Below are 15,295 nucleotides of genomic sequence, written 5' to 3' on the forward strand. Positions count from 1 at the left end.
GCCGAGCGCGACCTCGAGCGCGAAGGTCGGCCCCGACAGCACGCCGACGCGGGGGTCGGTCGGCCGCACCGCGCGCGCGACCTCGTGGCCGAGCCAGCCGGTGCCGTCCTGGAAGCCCTTGCACAGCCACATCACGCCGCTCGCATCGGCAGGCAGGCGCCGCAGCACCTCGACCAGCGACGCCATCGGTGTCGCGATGATGATCAGCCCGCCGCGCGCGTGCTCGACGCAGCTGTCGAAATCGGACGACACCACCAGCCCCGGCGGCAGCGCGACGCCGGGCAGGTAGCGATGGTTCTCGCCGCGCGTCTGCATGCGCTCGCACTGCTGCGGATCGCGCACCCACAGGCGGGTGTCATGGCGCTGCGCGGTGTTCACGGCCACCGCCGTGCCCCATGCGCCGGCCCCGAGGACGGTGAGCTTCACCGCGGCAGCCCGTGCGTCAGTTGATGGCGGGCGCAGCAGCGCCGTTCGCGGCCTGCTGTTGCTGCGCCTCGAACATCGCCTGGAAGTTCACCTCGGCCAGCAGCACCGGCGGGAAGCCGGCGCGCGTGCAGATGTCGGAGACGACGGCGCGCAGGTACGGGTAGATGATCTGCGGGCAGGCGATGCCGATGATCGGCTGCAACTGGTCTTCGGGGATGTTGCGGATCTCGAAGATGCCGGCCTGCTTGGCCTCGACCAGGAACAGCGTCTTGTCGCTGACGCGGGTCGTGACGGTGGCGGTGACGCTCACCTCGTAGATGCCGTCGGCGACCGGCTCGGCAGCCAGGCCGAGGTTGATGTCGACCTGGGGCTGCGTCTGCTCCAGCAGGATCTGCGGCGAGTTCGGCTGTTCGAGCGACAGGTCCTTCAGGTACAGGCGCTGGATCTGGAACACGGGGGTTTGGGTGTCGTCGGACATGGTGATCTCGCGATTGACGAAGACGAGTGAAGAAAAGCCCRCAGGCGTGACGTGCGGGCTGCGGCGCGGATTATGTCCGAGGCGCCAGGGGCGAATTGAAACGCCTGGTGTGTCAGGCGGCCGCGTCGGACAGCAGCGGCAGCAGCCCACCGCGCTGGTCGAGCGCGACCAGGTCGTCGCAGCCGCCGACGTGCGTGCTGCCGATGAAGATCTGCGGCACGGTGCGGCGCCCGGTGCGCTCGATCATCTCGTCGCGCAAGCCCGGCTGCAGGTCGACACGCACTTCGTCGATCTGGTCGACGCCGCGCGACTTCAGCAGTTGCTTGGCGCGGTGGCAGTAGGGGCACACCATCGAGGTGTACATCTTCACGGCTTGCATCGCTTCGCTCCAACGACAGGCCCGCAGGGTGCGGGCCCCTGAATCCTCAGGCCGATTTCTCGACCGGCAGGTTCGCTTCGCGCCACGCCTTCAGGCCACCGGCCAGCACGCGGGCGTTCTCGTAGCCTGCCTTGCGAAGGATACCGATCGCGCGGGTCGCGCGTGCGCCGCTGGCGCACACCACCACGAGCGGCAAGGCCTTGTTCTTCGGCAGCGCATTCGAGGTCTCGATCTGTGCCAGCGGCACGTTCTTGGCGCCGGCGGGGTGGCCGGCGGCGAACTCGGCGACCTCGCTCACGTCGATCAGCACCGCCTTCTCGCGGTTGATGAGGTGCACCGCATCGGCGGTGCTCAGCGCACCGCCCTGCGCGCCGCGCCGCAGCGAGGGCCACAGCAGCAAGCCGCCGGACACCAGGGCCACCGCGAACAGATACCAGTTGTCGAGAAGGAATTTCACAGCGAGGCCCAAGGGTTGGAGGCAAACGCGAATTATAGAATTCGCCGGTCTCCCGCCCCGGGGCCGCGCCCCGCCCGCCCCACAACCACTGCCTGCCATGTACAAACTCGTGCTGATCCGCCACGGCGAATCGACCTGGAACCTGGAAAACCGCTTCACCGGCTGGACCGACGTCGAGCTGACGCCCACCGGCGTCGAGCAGGCCAGGCAGGCCGGCCGGCTGCTGAAGGCCGAGGGCTACGACTTCGACGTGGCCTACACCTCGGTGCTCAAGCGCGCGGTCTGGACGCTGTGGCACGCGCTCGACCAGATGGACCGCACCTGGCTGCCGGTGGTGCACAGCTGGCGCCTGAACGAGCGCCACTACGGCGCGCTGCAGGGGCTCAACAAGGCCGACATGGCCAAGCAGTACGGCGACGAGCAGGTGCTGATCTGGCGCCGCAGCTACGACACGCCGCCGCCGGCGCTCGACGCGAACGACCCGCGCGGCCAGCGCCAGGACATCCGCTACGCGAAGCTGCGCCCCGAGGACGTTCCGCTGACCGAGTGCCTGAAGGACACCGTCGCCCGCGTGCTGCCGTTCTGGAACGACAGCGTCGCGCCGGCCATCAAGGCGGGCAAGCGCATCGTGATCGCCGCGCACGGCAACAGCATCCGTGCCCTCGTGAAGTACCTCGACGGCATCGCCGATGCCGACGTCGTCGGCGTCAACATCCCGAACGGCATCCCGCTCGTCTATGAACTCGACGAGAACCTGAAGCCGATCAAGAGCTACTACCTGGGCGATGCGGCGGCCGCCGCCGCTGCTGCCGCCGCGGTGGCGAACCAGGGCAGGAAGGCCTGATCAGGCCGGCAGCCCGTACAGGCGCTCCGGCAGCAGGCGCGCCGCGAGCGACTTGTCGGACAGCGCCGCGACGATCGCGAATTCCTGGCACGCGGTGTCGCGCCGCGTCGTCTGCACGACCGGCATGCCGCGGCGGTCGGTGATGCTGGCGGCGATCGGCGTGCTCGCACTCTCGCCGCGCCGCACCACCACCGCCTGCTCGCCGCTCTTCAACTGCACGAAGTCGCCCGGCGGGTAGATGCCCAGCTCCTTGACGACGGCCATCGACAACGGGCCGCCGCCGTCATCCTGGAACAGCTGGCGCGCCGCATCCTGCGTGCTGATCGCCGGCCGGCTGATGCGCGGCGTGATGCGCGCCATGAAGACATCGGCCAGGCGCAACGCGCGCGCCATCTCGCACGGTTGCGCGTGCCCGAGCGGGTAGCCGCCGCCGCCCGGTCGCTCGTGGTGCTCGGCCACCGCCTGCAGCCACTCGGCATCGTCGACGCCGGTCGCCTGCAGCAGCTCGACCGCCTGCTGCGGGTGCTGCTGCACCTTCTCCAGCTGCGGCGGCATCGCCGGCACGCCCTGCGCGGCCAGCCGCCCCTGCAGCTCCAGCATCGCGACATTCATCGTCAGCGCGGCCTTCACGATGCTGTGCGTGCGCGCGGCACTCCAGCCGAGGCGGCGCGCCATCAGGCAGCACAGCAGCGCGCTGTGCAGCGAATGCGTCACCCCGTACAGCAGCATGCGCGGCCGGTCCTTGCGCACCGACAGGAAGATGCCGATGTCGGGATCGCGCTCGATCAACGCGACCAGGCTGCCCGCGAACTCGTCGATGCGCGCCGGAAAGCCCGGCTCGGCCAGGCTCTTCAGCAGCCGGTCGAGCCGCCACAGCGTCTTCTCCCACAGGTCGAACAGGTTGGCAGGGCGCGCTTCCCGGGGCTGCGCCGCGCGGGCCACCGCCTTCACCTCTTCCAGGTCGACATACGCGCCGCGCCGCAGCAGGGCCTGCAACTGGCCGTCGTCGACGAACACATGGCCCTTGGCCAGCAGCAGCACGCCACCCTCGTCCCGCACGCCCCAGGGCAGCGGAGCCCCCAGGCGAACCTGGGATTGCACCAATCTGAGCAGTTCCATCTCTCGACCTCCACGCGACTCCCCGCGGTGCGGAGGCACCGGGGCTTGCGTGGATGTCGACGCCGCACGGGGCGCCGGCAAGAGGACATGCGTCACCTCCCGGTGCGCATGCTCCCGGTCCGATCAGACGCCGGTGTAGGCCGTCTTCACCGTCGTGTAGAACTCGCGGGCGTAGCTGCCCTGCTCGCGCGGGCCGTAGCTGGAACCCTTGCGGCCGCCGAACGGCACGTGGTAGTCGACGCCGGCGGTCGGCAGGTTGACCATCACCATGCCGACTTGCGCGTGGCGCTTGAAGTGCGTCGCGTACTTCAGCGAGCTGGTCGCGATGCCGGCCGACAGGCCGAACGGCGTGTCGTTGCTCACGGCCAGCGCCTCGTCGTAGTCCTTCACGCGGATCACCGAGGCCACCGGGCCGAAGATCTCCTCGCGGTTGATCGTCATGCGCTGGGTCGAATCGACGATCAGCGCCGGCGCGAGGAAGAAGCCTTCGGTCTCGGCCTTCACGCGCTGGCCGCCCGCCAGCAGGCGCGCGCCTTCGGCCTGGCCGAGCTCGATGTAGCGCTCGTCCTGCTCAAGCTGCGCCTTCGAGACCACCGGGCCGATGTCGATGCCGGCGCCCAGCGCATGCCCGACCTTCAGGCCGCGCACGCGCTCGGCCAGCGCCTCGACGAATCGGTCGTGGATGCCGGCGGTGACGATCAGCCGGCTCGAGGCGGTGCAACGCTGGCCGGTCGAGAAGAACGCGCTCTGCGCGCACAGCTCCACCGCCTGCTTCAGGTCGGCGTCGTCGAGCACCACCTGCGGGTTCTTGCCGCCCATCTCGAGCTGCACCTTCGCGCCGCGCGCGACCGCGGCCTGCGCGACCTGCTTGCCCACGTTCTGCGAACCGGTGAAGCTGATCGCATCGATGCCCGGGTGGTCGACGATGGCCTGCCCGACCTCGCGGCCGGCGCCCATCACCAGGTTGAACACGCCCGCCGGCAGGCCGGCGCGCGTGATGATCTCGGCCAGCGCCCAGGCCGAGCCCGGCACCAGATCAGCGGGCTTGAACACCACGCAGTTGCCGAACGCGAGCGCCGGCGCGATCTTCCACGCGGGGATCGCGATCGGGAAATTCCACGGGCTGATGATGCCGACCACGCCGACCGGCTCGCGCGTGATCTCGATGCCGATGTTCGGCCGCACCGACGGCAGCAGCTCGCCCGGTGTGCGCRGGCATTCGCCGGCGAAGAACTTGAAGATGTTGCCGGCGCGGGCGGCCTCGCCGATGCCTTCCGGCTTCGTCTTGCCTTCCTCGCGTGCGAGCAGCGTGCCGAGCTCTTCGCGGCGCGCGAGGATCTCGTTGCCGATGCGGTCGAGCGCGTCGGCGCGGGCCTGCACGTTGAAGAGCGCCCAGGCCGGCGCCGCGGCGCGCGCGGCCTGCACCGCCTCATCGACCTGCGCGGCCGTCGCGCTCGCGAACAGGCCGACGGTGTCGGCGAGGTCCGACGGGTTGATGTTCGGCACGAAGCGCGAACCGGCGACCCATGCGCCGTTGATGTAGTTCAGGTGTTCGCTCATCGCGGGCTCCTCATTGCGGGCCGAGGCGCTTGATCAGCGCGGACAGCATTTCAACCTCTTCGCCCGTCAGGTCGGTCAGCGGCGGCCGCACCGGGCCGGCCGGGTGGCCGACCAGCGTCGCGCCGGCCTTGATGATGCTGACCGCGTAGCCCTGCTGGCGGTTGCGGATGTCGAGGTACGGCAGGAAGAAGTCGTCGATCAGGCGGCTCTGCGTCGCGCGGTCGTCGGCCGCGACGGCGCGGTAGAAATCCATCGCGGTCTTCGGCACGAAGTTGAACACCGCCGACGAATACACCGGCACGCCCAGCGCCTTGTAGGCCGCGGCATAGACCTCGGCCGTCGGCAGCCCGCCCAGGTACGCGAAGCGGTCGCCCAGTTTCTGGCGCACCGTCACCATCGCCTCGATCTCGCCGACGCCGTCCTTGAAGCCCACCAGGTTCGGGCAGCGGTCGGCCAGCTGCTGCAGGCTCGCCGCGCTGAGTTTGCACACCGCGCGGTTGTAGACGATCACGCCGATCTTCACCGACTTGCACACCGCCTCGACGTGCGCGACCAGCCCTTGCTGGCCGGCCTCGGTCAGGTAGTGCGGCAGCAGCAGCAGGCCCTTGGCGCCCAGCGCCTCGGCCTGTTTCGCCATCGCGATCGCCTGGCGGGTCGGGCCGCCGACGCCCGCAATGATGGGCACGCTGTGCTTGCAGGTGTCGACCGCCACCTTGATGACCTGGCCGTACTCCTCGCCGACCAGCGAGAAGAACTCGCCGGTGCCGCCGGCCGCGAACAGCGCGGTCGCGCCATACGGCGCCAGCCATTCGAGCCGCTTCGCATACGTCGACGGCTGGAAGTTGCCCTGCGCGTCGAAGTCCGTCACCGGGAAGGACAGCAGGCCGGACGAAATGGTGGTTTTGAGTTCCTGGGGTGACATGCGCGTCTCCAATGAAGTTTGGGCGGTCGGGTCTAGTTGTCAGTCATCGTACAACATGACCCCCGCAGACACAAGAGGTCGACCCCGCGCCTTGTTCAGGGCGCCGCGTTGCCGTCGGCGCGGCGCAGGCGTTCGCGGCTGTTGGCCAGGTGGGTGCGCATCGCGGCGCGGGCTGCCTCGGGGTCGCGCCCGGCGATCGCGTTGACGATGCTCTCGTGCTCGACATTGACGCGCTGCAGGTACTCGCGCCGGCCCTCGCCGGCCACCTTCGCGGTGTTGAGCCGCGCGCGCGGAATGATCATCGTGCCGAGGTAGGTCATCAGCTCGACGAAGTGCACGTTCTGCGTCGCCCGGGCGATCTCCATGTGGAGCTGGAAATCGGGCGCGATCGCGTCGCCGTCGTGCTCGATGGCCGCCGAGAACGCGGCCAGCGCGCCGCGCATCACCTCGATGTTGGCATCGGTGCGGCGCACCGCCGCGAGGCCCGCCGCCTCGGCCTCGAGCCCGATGCGCAGATCGAGCACCGCGATCACTTCGCGGGCGGTGGCGATCTGCTCGGGATCGATGCGGAAATTCTGCGTGCCGCCCGTGCCGACGACGAAGGTGCCGACGCCGTGCCGCGTCTCGACCATCCCACCGGCCTGCAGCTTCGACAGCGCCTCGCGCACCACGGTCCGGCTGACGCCGAACTCGTCCATGATCGCGGCCTCGGTGGGCAGCTTGTCGCCCGATCGCATCACGTTGTCGCGGATGCGCGCGCTCAGCGTCTCGACCAGGCCGATGGCCAGGCTGCGCGGCCGGCGGCGCGGCAGGTCGGTCGCAGCGGGAGAAGACGGAACGTGCATCGAACGGCTCATGACGGGGTTGGCGAAAGGGCTTTCAATGTACGACAGGCGGCGCACCGGCCGGCGGGGCTTCCGCGGATCGACAAAGGCGGCCCGTCGTCGTACAACAATGTACGTCGTCGACGACACCGTTTGGCAGCCCGGCGCGGCGCACGAGCCTCGGGATTACCCTCATCCCGTCAGCTTGACAAGCCCCCTGCCCGTCACCAATCATTCGGCCTGTTGTACGACAACTGATGACGTACCTGTTGCCGACAGCGAGATCCGCGGTCGGCCGTGAAAGATTCTCTCGATGACGACCCCGCCGACCTCCACCACTTCCCTGCGCTTCAAGCGCCTGTTGCTGACCGGCGCTGCCGGCGGCCTCGGCCGCGTGCTGCGGCCGCGCCTGAAGGCCTATTGCGACGTGCTGCGCCTGTCCGATCTCGCCGACCTGGGCGCGGCGGCCGCCGGCGAAGAAGTCAGCCAGGTGCCGCTGCAGGATGCGGCCGCGGTGCACGGCCTGCTGGAGGGCGTCGATGCCGTCGTGCACCTGGGCGGCGTGTCGGTCGAGGCGGCGTTCGATCCGATCCTGCAGGCCAACATCGTCGGCACCTACAACCTGTATGAAGCGGCGCGCAAGCACGGCGTGAAGCGCGTGCTGTTCGCGAGCTCGAACCACGTGACCGGCTTCTACCGCCAGGACGAGGTGCTCGACACCCACGCGCTGCCGCGCCCGGACGGCCTGTACGGCGTCAGCAAGGCCTTCGGCGAGAACCTCGCGCGCTTCTACTTCGACCGCTACGGCATCGAGACCGCCTGCCTGCGCATCGGCTCGTCGTTCGCCGAACCGAAGGACCGCCGGATGCTGGCCACCTGGATGAGCTTCGACGACCTGGAGCGGCTGGTGGTGTCGTGCCTGACGGCGCCGCTGGTCGGCTACAGCGTGGTGTACGGCATGTCGGACAACCGCACGCAGTGGTGGGACAACAGCAAGGCGAAGCACCTCGGCTACGTGCCGCAGGACAGCTCGGAGCCGTTCCGCGCCGCGGTCGAGGCAAGGCAGCCGCCGCTCGACTACAACGACCCGGCCGTGCGCTACCAGGGCGGCGCCTTCGTGCGCACCGGCCCGTTCGAATGAGCGTCGCGCTGCCGATGGACAGGCTCGACGCATCACGCGACCAGGTGGGCGAAAGCCCGCTGTGGTCGGTGGCCGAGCAGGCGCTGTACTGGGTCGACATCGAGGGCCGCCAGGTGCGCCGCTTCGACTGGGCCACGCGCCGCGTCGAGAGCTGGGCCTGCGCCGAACGCGTGGCCTGCCTCGCGCTGCATGCGCAGGGCGGGCTGGTGGCAGCGATGGAAAGCGGCGTGTTCCACCTGCGCCTGTCGGCCGGCGGGTTCACCTCGACGCGCCTGTGCGGCATCACGCACCCGCGCGACGGCATGCGCTTCAACGATGGCCGCTGCGATCGCCAGGGCCGCTTCTGGTCCAGCACGATGGTGCGCGACATGTCGCTCGCCTCGCCGTCCGGCGCGCTGTTCCGGCTCGATGCGAACGGGCTCTCGGCGCCGCTGGTCCCRGGGCTCATCACCGGCAACGGCCTCGCGTTCAGCCCGCGTGGCGACGTGATGTACCTGTCGGACTCGCACCCGAGCGTGCGCCGCATCTGGGCCTTCGACCTGGACGCCGACGGCGCGCCCACCGGCCGCCGCGAGTTCGTCGACATGAACCGCCACCCGGGCCGGCCCGACGGTGCGGCGGTCGATGCCGACGGCGGCTACTGGATCTGCGCCAACGACGCCGGCCTGGTGCACCGCTTCACGCCCGACGGCCGGCTCGACCGGTCGCTGCCGGTGCCGGTGCCCAAGCCGTCGATGTGCGCCTTCGGCGGCCCGCAGCTGCGCCACCTGTTCATCACCTCGATCCGGCTGCCGACGGCGGCCGACGATGCACCCGACGGCTCGGTGTTCGTCACCGAGCCCGGCGTGGCCGGGCTGCCCGAGGCCGCCTTCGCTTTCTGATCCGCTGACGATTTCGCTCGACCCATCCACCCCGGAGACAAGACCATGACCCACAAGATCCGCACCCTGGCCGCCGTGATGGCGCTGGCCGCACTCGGCACGGCGCAGGCCACCGAGTTCCGCTCGACCGACATCCACCCCGACGACTACCCGACCGTGCTGGCCGTCAAGCAGATGGGCCAGACGCTGTCGAAGCTGACCAACGGCAAGCACAGCATCAAGGTGTTCAACAACGGCTCGCTCGGTGCCGAGAAGGACACCATCGAGCAGACCAAGATCGGCGCGATCCCGATGACGCGCGTCAACATCGCGCCGATGAACAACATCTGCCCGGCCACCGTGGTGCCGACGATGCCGTTCCTGTTCCGCTCGAAGGAGCACATGCGCGCGGTGCTCGACGGCCCGATCGGCGAGGAGATCCTGAAGAGCTGCGAGGCGCAGGGCTTCATCGGCCTGGCCTACTACGACAGCGGCGCGCGCTCGATGTACACGGTGAAGAAGCCGATCAAGACGCTGGCCGACGCGAAGGGCCTGAAGATCCGCGTGCAGCAATCGGACCTGTGGGTTGCGCTGCTCGAGGCGATGGGCGCGAACGCGACGCCGATGCCCTTCGGCGAGGTCTACACCGCGCTGAAGACCGGCCTGGTCGACGGCGCCGAGAACAACTACCCGTCGTACGAGAGTTCGCGCCACTTCGAGGTGGCCAAGTACTACTCGAAGACCGAGCACTCGATGGCGCCCGAGGTGCTGCTGTTCTCGAAGCGCGTGTTCGACGCGCTGAGCCCGGACGACCAGAAGGCGATCCGCCAGGCCGCGAAGGAATCGGTGCCGTTCATGCGCAAGCTGTGGGACGAGCGCGAGGAGAAGTCGCTGGCCACCGTGAAGGCCGCCGGCTCGCAGATCATCGAGGTCGACAAGGCCTCGTTCCAGGCCGCGATGAAGCCGGTGTACGACAAGTTCCTGGCCGACCCGAAGCTGCGCGACCTGGTCAAGCGCATCCAGGAAACGAAGTAATTCCAGCTCTCCACTGAACCCACCGCGGCGGCACCCACCGCCGCGGTGAAGGAACCCCGATGTACACGAAATTCTGCGCAGCCGTCGCCAAGGCCTGCCTGCGGCTCGGCGTGGCCGGCCTGGTGCTGCTGCTCGCGGCGGTGCTCTACCAGGTGTTCGGCCGCTACGTGCTCAACAGCACGCCCACCTGGGCCGAGAGCCTGGCCCTGGTGCTGGTGCTCTACGTGACGATGCTCGGCTGCGCCGTCGGCGTGCGCGACGCCGGCCACATCGGCATGGAGCTGCTCGGCTTCCTGCTGCCCGAGAAGGCGAAGCTGCCGACCGAGATCCTGATCCACCTGCTGACGATGCTGTTCGGCGCCCTGATGGCGTGGAACTGCGCGCTGATGTTCGACTCGGTCGGCGACTACAAGATCCCGACGCTCGGCATCTCCGAATCCTGGCGCTACGTGCCCTTCATCGCGGCCGGGCTGCTCATCATCCTTTTCTCAATCGAACACATCGTGGCCCTGCTGCGCGGCGTGGAAGTGGAGCCGGCATGGCACTGACAATTCTCTGCGTCACCTTCTTCGGGCTGCTGATCCTCGGCGTCCCGGTGGCGTTCTCGATCGGGCTGTCGGCGCTCGTGACCATCCTGTACGAAGGGCTGCCGATGGCGGTCATCTTCCAGCAGATGACCTCGGGCATGAACGTGTTCTCGTTCCTCGCGATCCCGTTCTTCATCTTCGCCGGCGAGCTGATGCTGTACGGCGGCATCGCCGACAAGATCGTCAACTTCGCGAACGCGGCGGTCGGCCACATCCGTGGCGGGCTCGGCATGTCGAACGTGATCGCCTGCACGCTGTTCGGCGGCGTCTCCGGCTCGCCGGTGGCCGACGTCTCGGCGATGGGCGCGGTGATGATCCCGATGATGAAGAAGCAGGGCTACCACGCCGACTACGCGGTCAACGTGACGACCCATGCGGCGCTGGTCGGCGCGCTGATGCCCACCAGCCACAACATGATCATCTACACGCTGGCCGCGGGCGGCAAGGTGTCGATCGCGAAGCTGATCCTCGCCGGCCTGATCCCGGCACTGGTGCTGACGCTGTGCAACCTGGCGGCGGCCTACCTGGTGGCGGTGAAGCGCGGCTACCCCGCCGGCACCTTCCCGGGCTGGCAGATCGTGGCGCGCACCTTCGCGGCTTCGCTGCCGGGGCTGTTCGTCGTCGTGCTGATCCTGGGCGGCATCCTGTCGGGCGTGTTCACCGCCACCGAATCGGCGGCCGTCGCGGTGCTGTACGCGCTGATCCTGAGCGTGGTGGTGTACCGCTCGCTGAAGTGGGAGCAGTTCCTGAAGGCGGCCGCCAAGGCGGTGAAGACCACCGGCGTCGTGCTGCTGCTGATCGGCATCTCGGCCGCGTTCGGCTACATCATCAGCCTGTACGAGGTGCCGACGCTGACCGGCCAGGCGCTGTCGGCGGTGACCTCGAGCCCGTGGGTGATCTTCCTGCTGGTCAACATCATCCTGTTCCTGCTCGGCACCTTCCTCGACATGGCCGCCACCATCCTGGTGTGCACGCCGATCTTCCTGCCGATCTGCCAGCACTACGGCATGAGCGAGATCCAGTTCGGCATGGTGATGCTGATCAACTGCGCGCTCGGGCTGAACACACCGCCGGTGGGCACGACGCAGTTCGTCGGCTGCGCGATCGGCGGTGTCTCGGTGGGCACCGTGATGAAGACCATCTGGCCGTTCTACGGCGCGCTGATCGCCGCGCTGATGCTGGTGACCTACGTGCCGGCGTTCTCGCTGTGGCTGCCGGGCGTGGTGCTGCGCTGATCGGCGACACGAAGCCCCTCTTTCAAGAACCCATCAGGAGACATCCCATGATCAATCGCCGAACCCTTCTTGCGCTGGCGGCTGCGGCCGCCGCAGGCACCAGCTTCGGTGCGCACGCCGCGCCGGCCTGGCCGGAGAAGCCGGTGCGCATCGTCGTGCCGTTCGCGGCCGGCGGCACCTCGGACATCCTCGCGCGCCTGCTGGCCGACAAGCTGCAGCTCGCGCTGAAGCAGACCGTGCTGGTCGAGAACAAGGCCGGTGCCGGCGGCGTGATCGGCGCCGATTCGGTCGCCAAGTCGGCCCCCGACGGCTACACCTTCCTGCTCGGCACGATCGCCAGCCACGCGATCAACCCGGTGCTGCAGCCGAAGATGCCCTACGACGCGGCCAAGGACTTCGCGCCGGTGATCCTGCTGGGCAGCATCTCGAACGTGCTGCTGGTCGGCACCGAGGCGCCGTACAAGAGTGTCAAGGAGCTGATCGCGGCGGCCAAGGCCAAGCCGGGCGACATCGCGTTCGCATCGTCCGGCCAGGGCAGCTCGCAGCACATGTCGGGCGAGACCTTCAAGCTGCTGACCGGCGCCGAGCTGACGCACGTGCCGTACAAGGGCAGTGCGCCGGCCATCCAGGACGTGATCGGCAACCAGATCCCGATGAGCTTCGAGACGGTGACGGTGGCGCTGCCCTTCGTGCAAAGCGGCAAGGTGCGCGCGCTGGCGGTGACCTCGGCCAAGCGCAGCATCGCGATGCCCGACGTGCCGACGCTGCAGGAGTCCGGCGTGCCCGGCTTCGACGTGGCGAGCTGGCAGGCCTTCTACGCGCCGGCCGGCACGCCGCCGGCGATCGTCAAGCGCATGAACGCCGAAGTCGCGAAGATCATCGCGATCCCCGAGGTGAAGGCGAAGATGGAAGGGCTGGGCCTGCAGTACAGCCCCAACACGCCGGAGCAGTTTGCGACCTTCGGCCACGCTGAACTGGTGAAGTGGGCGAAGATCGTGAAGGACGGCAACGTCAAGCCTTGACGTTCCACAGCAGGTGAGCAGCATGGCCGAGGTGAAGAAACCCCTGACGATCAGGATGCACGATCTCGACAACGTCGCGATCGTCGCCAACGATGGCGGGTTGCCCGCCGGTACCGTGCTGGACAGCGGGCTGGTGCTGCGCGATGCGGTGCCGCAGGGCCACAAGGTGGCACTGGTCGACCTGCCGGCCGGCTCGCCGGTGCTGCGCTACCACGTGAGCATCGGTCTCGCGGCCAAGGACATCCCGGCCGGCAGCTGGGTGCACGAACGGCTGCTGCAGATGCCCGAGGCGCGCGAGCTGACCGGCCTGCCGATGGCCACGCGCGCGGCGCCGCCGATGCCGGCGCTCGAGGGCCACACCTTCGAGGGCTTCCGCAACGCCGACGGCTCGGTGGGCACGCGCAACATCCTCGCGATCACGACGACGGTGCAATGCGTGGCCGGCGTCGTCGATTTCGCGGTGCAGCGCATCAAGGCCGAACTGCTGCCGCGCTACCCGAACGTCGACGACGTGGTCGGGCTGGAGCACACCTACGGCTGCGGCGTCGCGATCGACGCGCCCGACGCCATCATTCCGATCCGCACGCTGCGCAACATCAGCCTGAACCCGAACTTCGGCGGCGAGGTGATGGTGGTGAGCCTGGGCTGCGAGAAGCTGCAGCCCGAGCGGCTGCTGCCGCCGGGCACGATCGCGATCCGCGACGAACGGGGTGGGGACTCGACGACACCCGAGGCGCTCGATGTCGTGTGCCTGCAGGCGGAGGCACACGTCGGCTTCATGTCGATGATCGATTCGATCATGACAACGGCGCGCACGCACCTCGAGCGGCTGAACCGCCGCCGCCGCGAGACCTGCCCGGCCAGCGACCTGGTGGTGGGCGTGCAGTGCGGCGGCAGCGATGCGTTCAGCGGCRTCACCGCGAACCCGGCGGTCGGCTTCGCGACCGACCTGCTGGTGCGCGCCGGTGCCAGCGTGATGTTCTCGGAGACCACCGAGGTGCGCGACGGCATCGCGCAGCTCACCGCGCGCGCCGCGACGACCGAGATCGCCGAGGCGATGGTGCGCGAGATGGCCTGGTACGACGCCTACCTGCAGAAAGGCCGCGTCGACCGCAGCGCGAACACCACGCCGGGCAACAAGAAGGGTGGGCTGTCGAACATCGTCGAGAAGGCGATGGGCTCGATCGTCAAGAGCGGCAGTGCGCCGATCACCGGCGTGCTGTCACCGGGCGAGAAGCTCGCGACCAAGGGCCTCACCTACGTGGCCACGCCGGCCAGCGATTTCATCTGCGGCACGCTGCAGCTGGCGGCCGGCATGAACCTGCACATCTTCACGACGGGCCGAGGCACGCCGTACGGGCTGGCCGAGTGCCCGGTGATCAAGGTGGCGACGCGCAGCGACCTGGCGCGGCGCTGGCATGACCTGATGGATGTGAACGCCGGCCGCATCGCCGACGGCGACGCGACGATCGAAGACGTGGGCTGGGAACTGTTCCACCTGATGCTCGAGGTGGCGAGCGGCCGCACGAAGACCTGGGCGGAACGCTGGAAGCTTCACAACGCGCTGGTTCTGTTCAACCCGGCTCCGGTGACCTGAACGACGCGGCGGTTGCGCAGCAACCGCTTCAGCCTCGACAGCAGCGCGGCGCCGGCTACCGCGCAGAGCAGCGCAATGACGGCGAAGAAGACGGCGTTGCGAATGATGTCCACGCAGCGGAGCGTGCCGGCGGGTTCTTCGGTACGCGTCATGAAGAGGCCGACGTGCATCACCGAGAGGACGCCGACGGCGATGCAGAACAGCAGCCGGGAAACGACGCGCCACAGCGTCGGCGGTGGGTACATCACTTCACGCGGCGGAAGCGGGAGCGGCTCCAGCGGCGGGAGCAGTTCAGCCAGTTCCAGTGTCGTCAGCCCGGAGGGTCCGCGGCGCTCCGGGTCGGGTCGTTCGTTCGGTGACATCGATCAGCTCCCTGGTGGTGGTGGAGAGGGTCGAGTGTCTGGACGAATGATGCAGAAAATATGCAGAAACCTGATTCTGAGGAAAAACCCCGAGCCCGCTCGGGTCGGTCTCCGGCGCGCTCGTGCCGAAGGGCTCCGCCAGCCAGCGCCAGCGCACCCGGTTCTGGCGGTCCACCACCACGCGCGGCGTGTTCAGGTGATCGGTGTGGATGAAGTACACCAGCGGCTCGCCTGATGGGTTCGCCGGGTCGGGCGTGAACATCGCCATCGGCGTGTCGCGCAGCCACACGTATTCCCGCAGCGCGGCCCCGTTCTGGTCGTACTCGCCCAGCAGATGGCCCGCCTGGTCGTACACGAAGACCACCGTGCTTTGCGGCCCGGTGCTGCTCACCTTGCGCACGCGCTGCCCGGCCGCGTTGTAGGTGTAGCGCGTCGTCACGCCGGCCT

16 protein-coding genes and 2 pseudogenes are annotated in these 15,295 nt (G+C 68.9%); 8 read left to right on the forward strand and 10 right to left on the reverse strand.

What is annotated here, in order from left to right; translation table 11 throughout:
• The 4 genes and pseudogenes from AC1DXV_RS21405 to AC1DXV_RS21420 all read right to left on the reverse strand — a co-directional run.
• Positions 1–426: pseudogene (locus AC1DXV_RS21405) on the reverse strand (NAD(P)H-dependent glycerol-3-phosphate dehydrogenase); the annotation flags it as partial.
• Positions 427–442: 16 nt separating this feature from the next.
• Positions 443–904, reverse strand: a complete 462-nt coding sequence (secB, locus tag AC1DXV_RS21410) for a protein-export chaperone SecB (protein ID WP_047499719.1) — start codon at positions 902–904, stop codon at positions 443–445.
• A gap of 112 nt (positions 905–1,016) precedes the next feature.
• Positions 1,017–1,283 (reverse strand): glutaredoxin 3, encoded by a 267-nt coding sequence (gene grxC, locus AC1DXV_RS21415; protein WP_477869032.1) that lies wholly within the window; start codon positions 1,281–1,283, stop codon positions 1,017–1,019.
• 46 nt (positions 1,284–1,329) lie between these two features.
• Positions 1,330–1,740: a rhodanese-like domain-containing protein gene (locus AC1DXV_RS21420; protein WP_477935443.1), complete on the reverse strand. Its 411-nt coding sequence runs from the start codon at positions 1,738–1,740 to the stop codon at positions 1,330–1,332.
• A gap of 97 nt (positions 1,741–1,837) precedes the next feature.
• Between AC1DXV_RS21420 and gpmA the strand changes: the two genes are divergently transcribed.
• Complete coding sequence (gpmA, locus tag AC1DXV_RS21425; RefSeq protein WP_477869036.1) at positions 1,838–2,584, forward strand: 2,3-diphosphoglycerate-dependent phosphoglycerate mutase; 747 nt, start codon at positions 1,838–1,840, stop codon at positions 2,582–2,584.
• On the opposite strand, the gene AC1DXV_RS21430 is transcribed toward gpmA, so the two are convergent.
• The 4 genes from AC1DXV_RS21430 to AC1DXV_RS21445 all read right to left on the reverse strand — a co-directional run bounded on the left by AC1DXV_RS21430 (position 2,585) and on the right by AC1DXV_RS21445 (position 7,042).
• Positions 2,585–3,703 carry an HD-GYP domain-containing protein gene (locus AC1DXV_RS21430; protein ID WP_477935445.1) on the reverse strand — a complete coding sequence of 373 codons (1,119 nt, stop codon included), beginning with the start codon at positions 3,701–3,703 and terminating at the stop codon, positions 2,585–2,587.
• 123 nt (positions 3,704–3,826) lie between these two features.
• Entirely contained in the window at positions 3,827–5,263 is a 1,437-nt protein-coding gene (locus tag AC1DXV_RS21435; protein WP_477935447.1) for an aldehyde dehydrogenase family protein, read from the reverse strand.
• Positions 5,264–5,273: 10 nt separating this feature from the next.
• Positions 5,274–6,185, reverse strand: coding sequence for a 5-dehydro-4-deoxyglucarate dehydratase (gene kdgD, locus AC1DXV_RS21440; protein ID WP_477866721.1), 912 nt, complete (start codon positions 6,183–6,185; stop codon positions 5,274–5,276).
• A gap of 95 nt (positions 6,186–6,280) precedes the next feature.
• Positions 6,281–7,042 (reverse strand): FadR/GntR family transcriptional regulator, encoded by a 762-nt coding sequence (locus tag AC1DXV_RS21445; RefSeq protein ID WP_477866719.1) that lies wholly within the window; start codon positions 7,040–7,042, stop codon positions 6,281–6,283.
• Between the two features lie 280 nt (positions 7,043–7,322).
• Here AC1DXV_RS21445 and AC1DXV_RS21450 point away from each other — a divergent pair, with 280 nt between their 5' ends.
• The 7 genes from AC1DXV_RS21450 to garD are packed head-to-tail and all read left to right on the forward strand — an operon-like array spanning position 7,323 to position 14,486.
• Positions 7,323–8,150 (forward strand): NAD-dependent epimerase/dehydratase family protein, encoded by an 828-nt coding sequence (locus AC1DXV_RS21450; RefSeq protein WP_477866717.1) that lies wholly within the window; start codon positions 7,323–7,325, stop codon positions 8,148–8,150.
• The gene (locus tag AC1DXV_RS21455; protein ID WP_477935449.1) at positions 8,147–9,031 is read left to right on the forward strand and encodes an SMP-30/gluconolactonase/LRE family protein; all 885 of its coding nucleotides are present in this window, start codon (positions 8,147–8,149) and stop codon (positions 9,029–9,031) included. Before AC1DXV_RS21450 ends, AC1DXV_RS21455 begins: the two co-directional genes overlap by 4 nt.
• A 45-nt stretch (positions 9,032–9,076) precedes the next feature.
• Positions 9,077–10,045, forward strand: a complete 969-nt coding sequence (locus AC1DXV_RS21460) for a TRAP transporter substrate-binding protein (protein ID WP_477866713.1) — start codon at positions 9,077–9,079, stop codon at positions 10,043–10,045.
• Between the two features lie 59 nt (positions 10,046–10,104).
• A complete protein-coding gene (locus AC1DXV_RS21465; protein WP_477866711.1) occupies positions 10,105–10,593 on the forward strand; it encodes a TRAP transporter small permease in 489 nt (162 codons plus the stop codon).
• Positions 10,584–11,867, forward strand: coding sequence for a TRAP transporter large permease (locus AC1DXV_RS21470; protein WP_477866709.1), 1,284 nt, complete (start codon positions 10,584–10,586; stop codon positions 11,865–11,867). The genes AC1DXV_RS21465 and AC1DXV_RS21470 overlap by 10 nt, the downstream gene beginning before the upstream one ends.
• Before the next feature lie 47 nt (positions 11,868–11,914).
• Positions 11,915–12,889: a tripartite tricarboxylate transporter substrate binding protein gene (locus tag AC1DXV_RS21475; RefSeq protein ID WP_477935451.1), complete on the forward strand. Its 975-nt coding sequence runs from the start codon at positions 11,915–11,917 to the stop codon at positions 12,887–12,889.
• Between the two features lie 55 nt (positions 12,890–12,944).
• Positions 12,945–14,486 carry a galactarate dehydratase gene (gene garD / locus AC1DXV_RS21480; RefSeq protein ID WP_477935453.1) on the forward strand — a complete coding sequence of 514 codons (1,542 nt, stop codon included), beginning with the start codon at positions 12,945–12,947 and terminating at the stop codon, positions 14,484–14,486.
• Here garD and AC1DXV_RS21485 read toward each other — a convergent pair.
• Both AC1DXV_RS21485 and AC1DXV_RS21490 read right to left on the reverse strand, forming a co-directional pair.
• A complete protein-coding gene (locus AC1DXV_RS21485; RefSeq protein ID WP_477873438.1) occupies positions 14,444–14,848 on the reverse strand; it encodes a hypothetical protein in 405 nt (134 codons plus the stop codon). The two genes, garD and AC1DXV_RS21485, sit on opposite strands and share 43 nt — an antisense overlap.
• Positions 14,778–15,295, reverse strand: a pseudogene (locus AC1DXV_RS21490) (hypothetical protein); the annotation flags it as partial. The pseudogene AC1DXV_RS21490 and the gene AC1DXV_RS21485, both read right to left, overlap by 71 nt.

This window comes from Rhizobacter sp. P3_C12 (genome assembly GCF_056402735.1).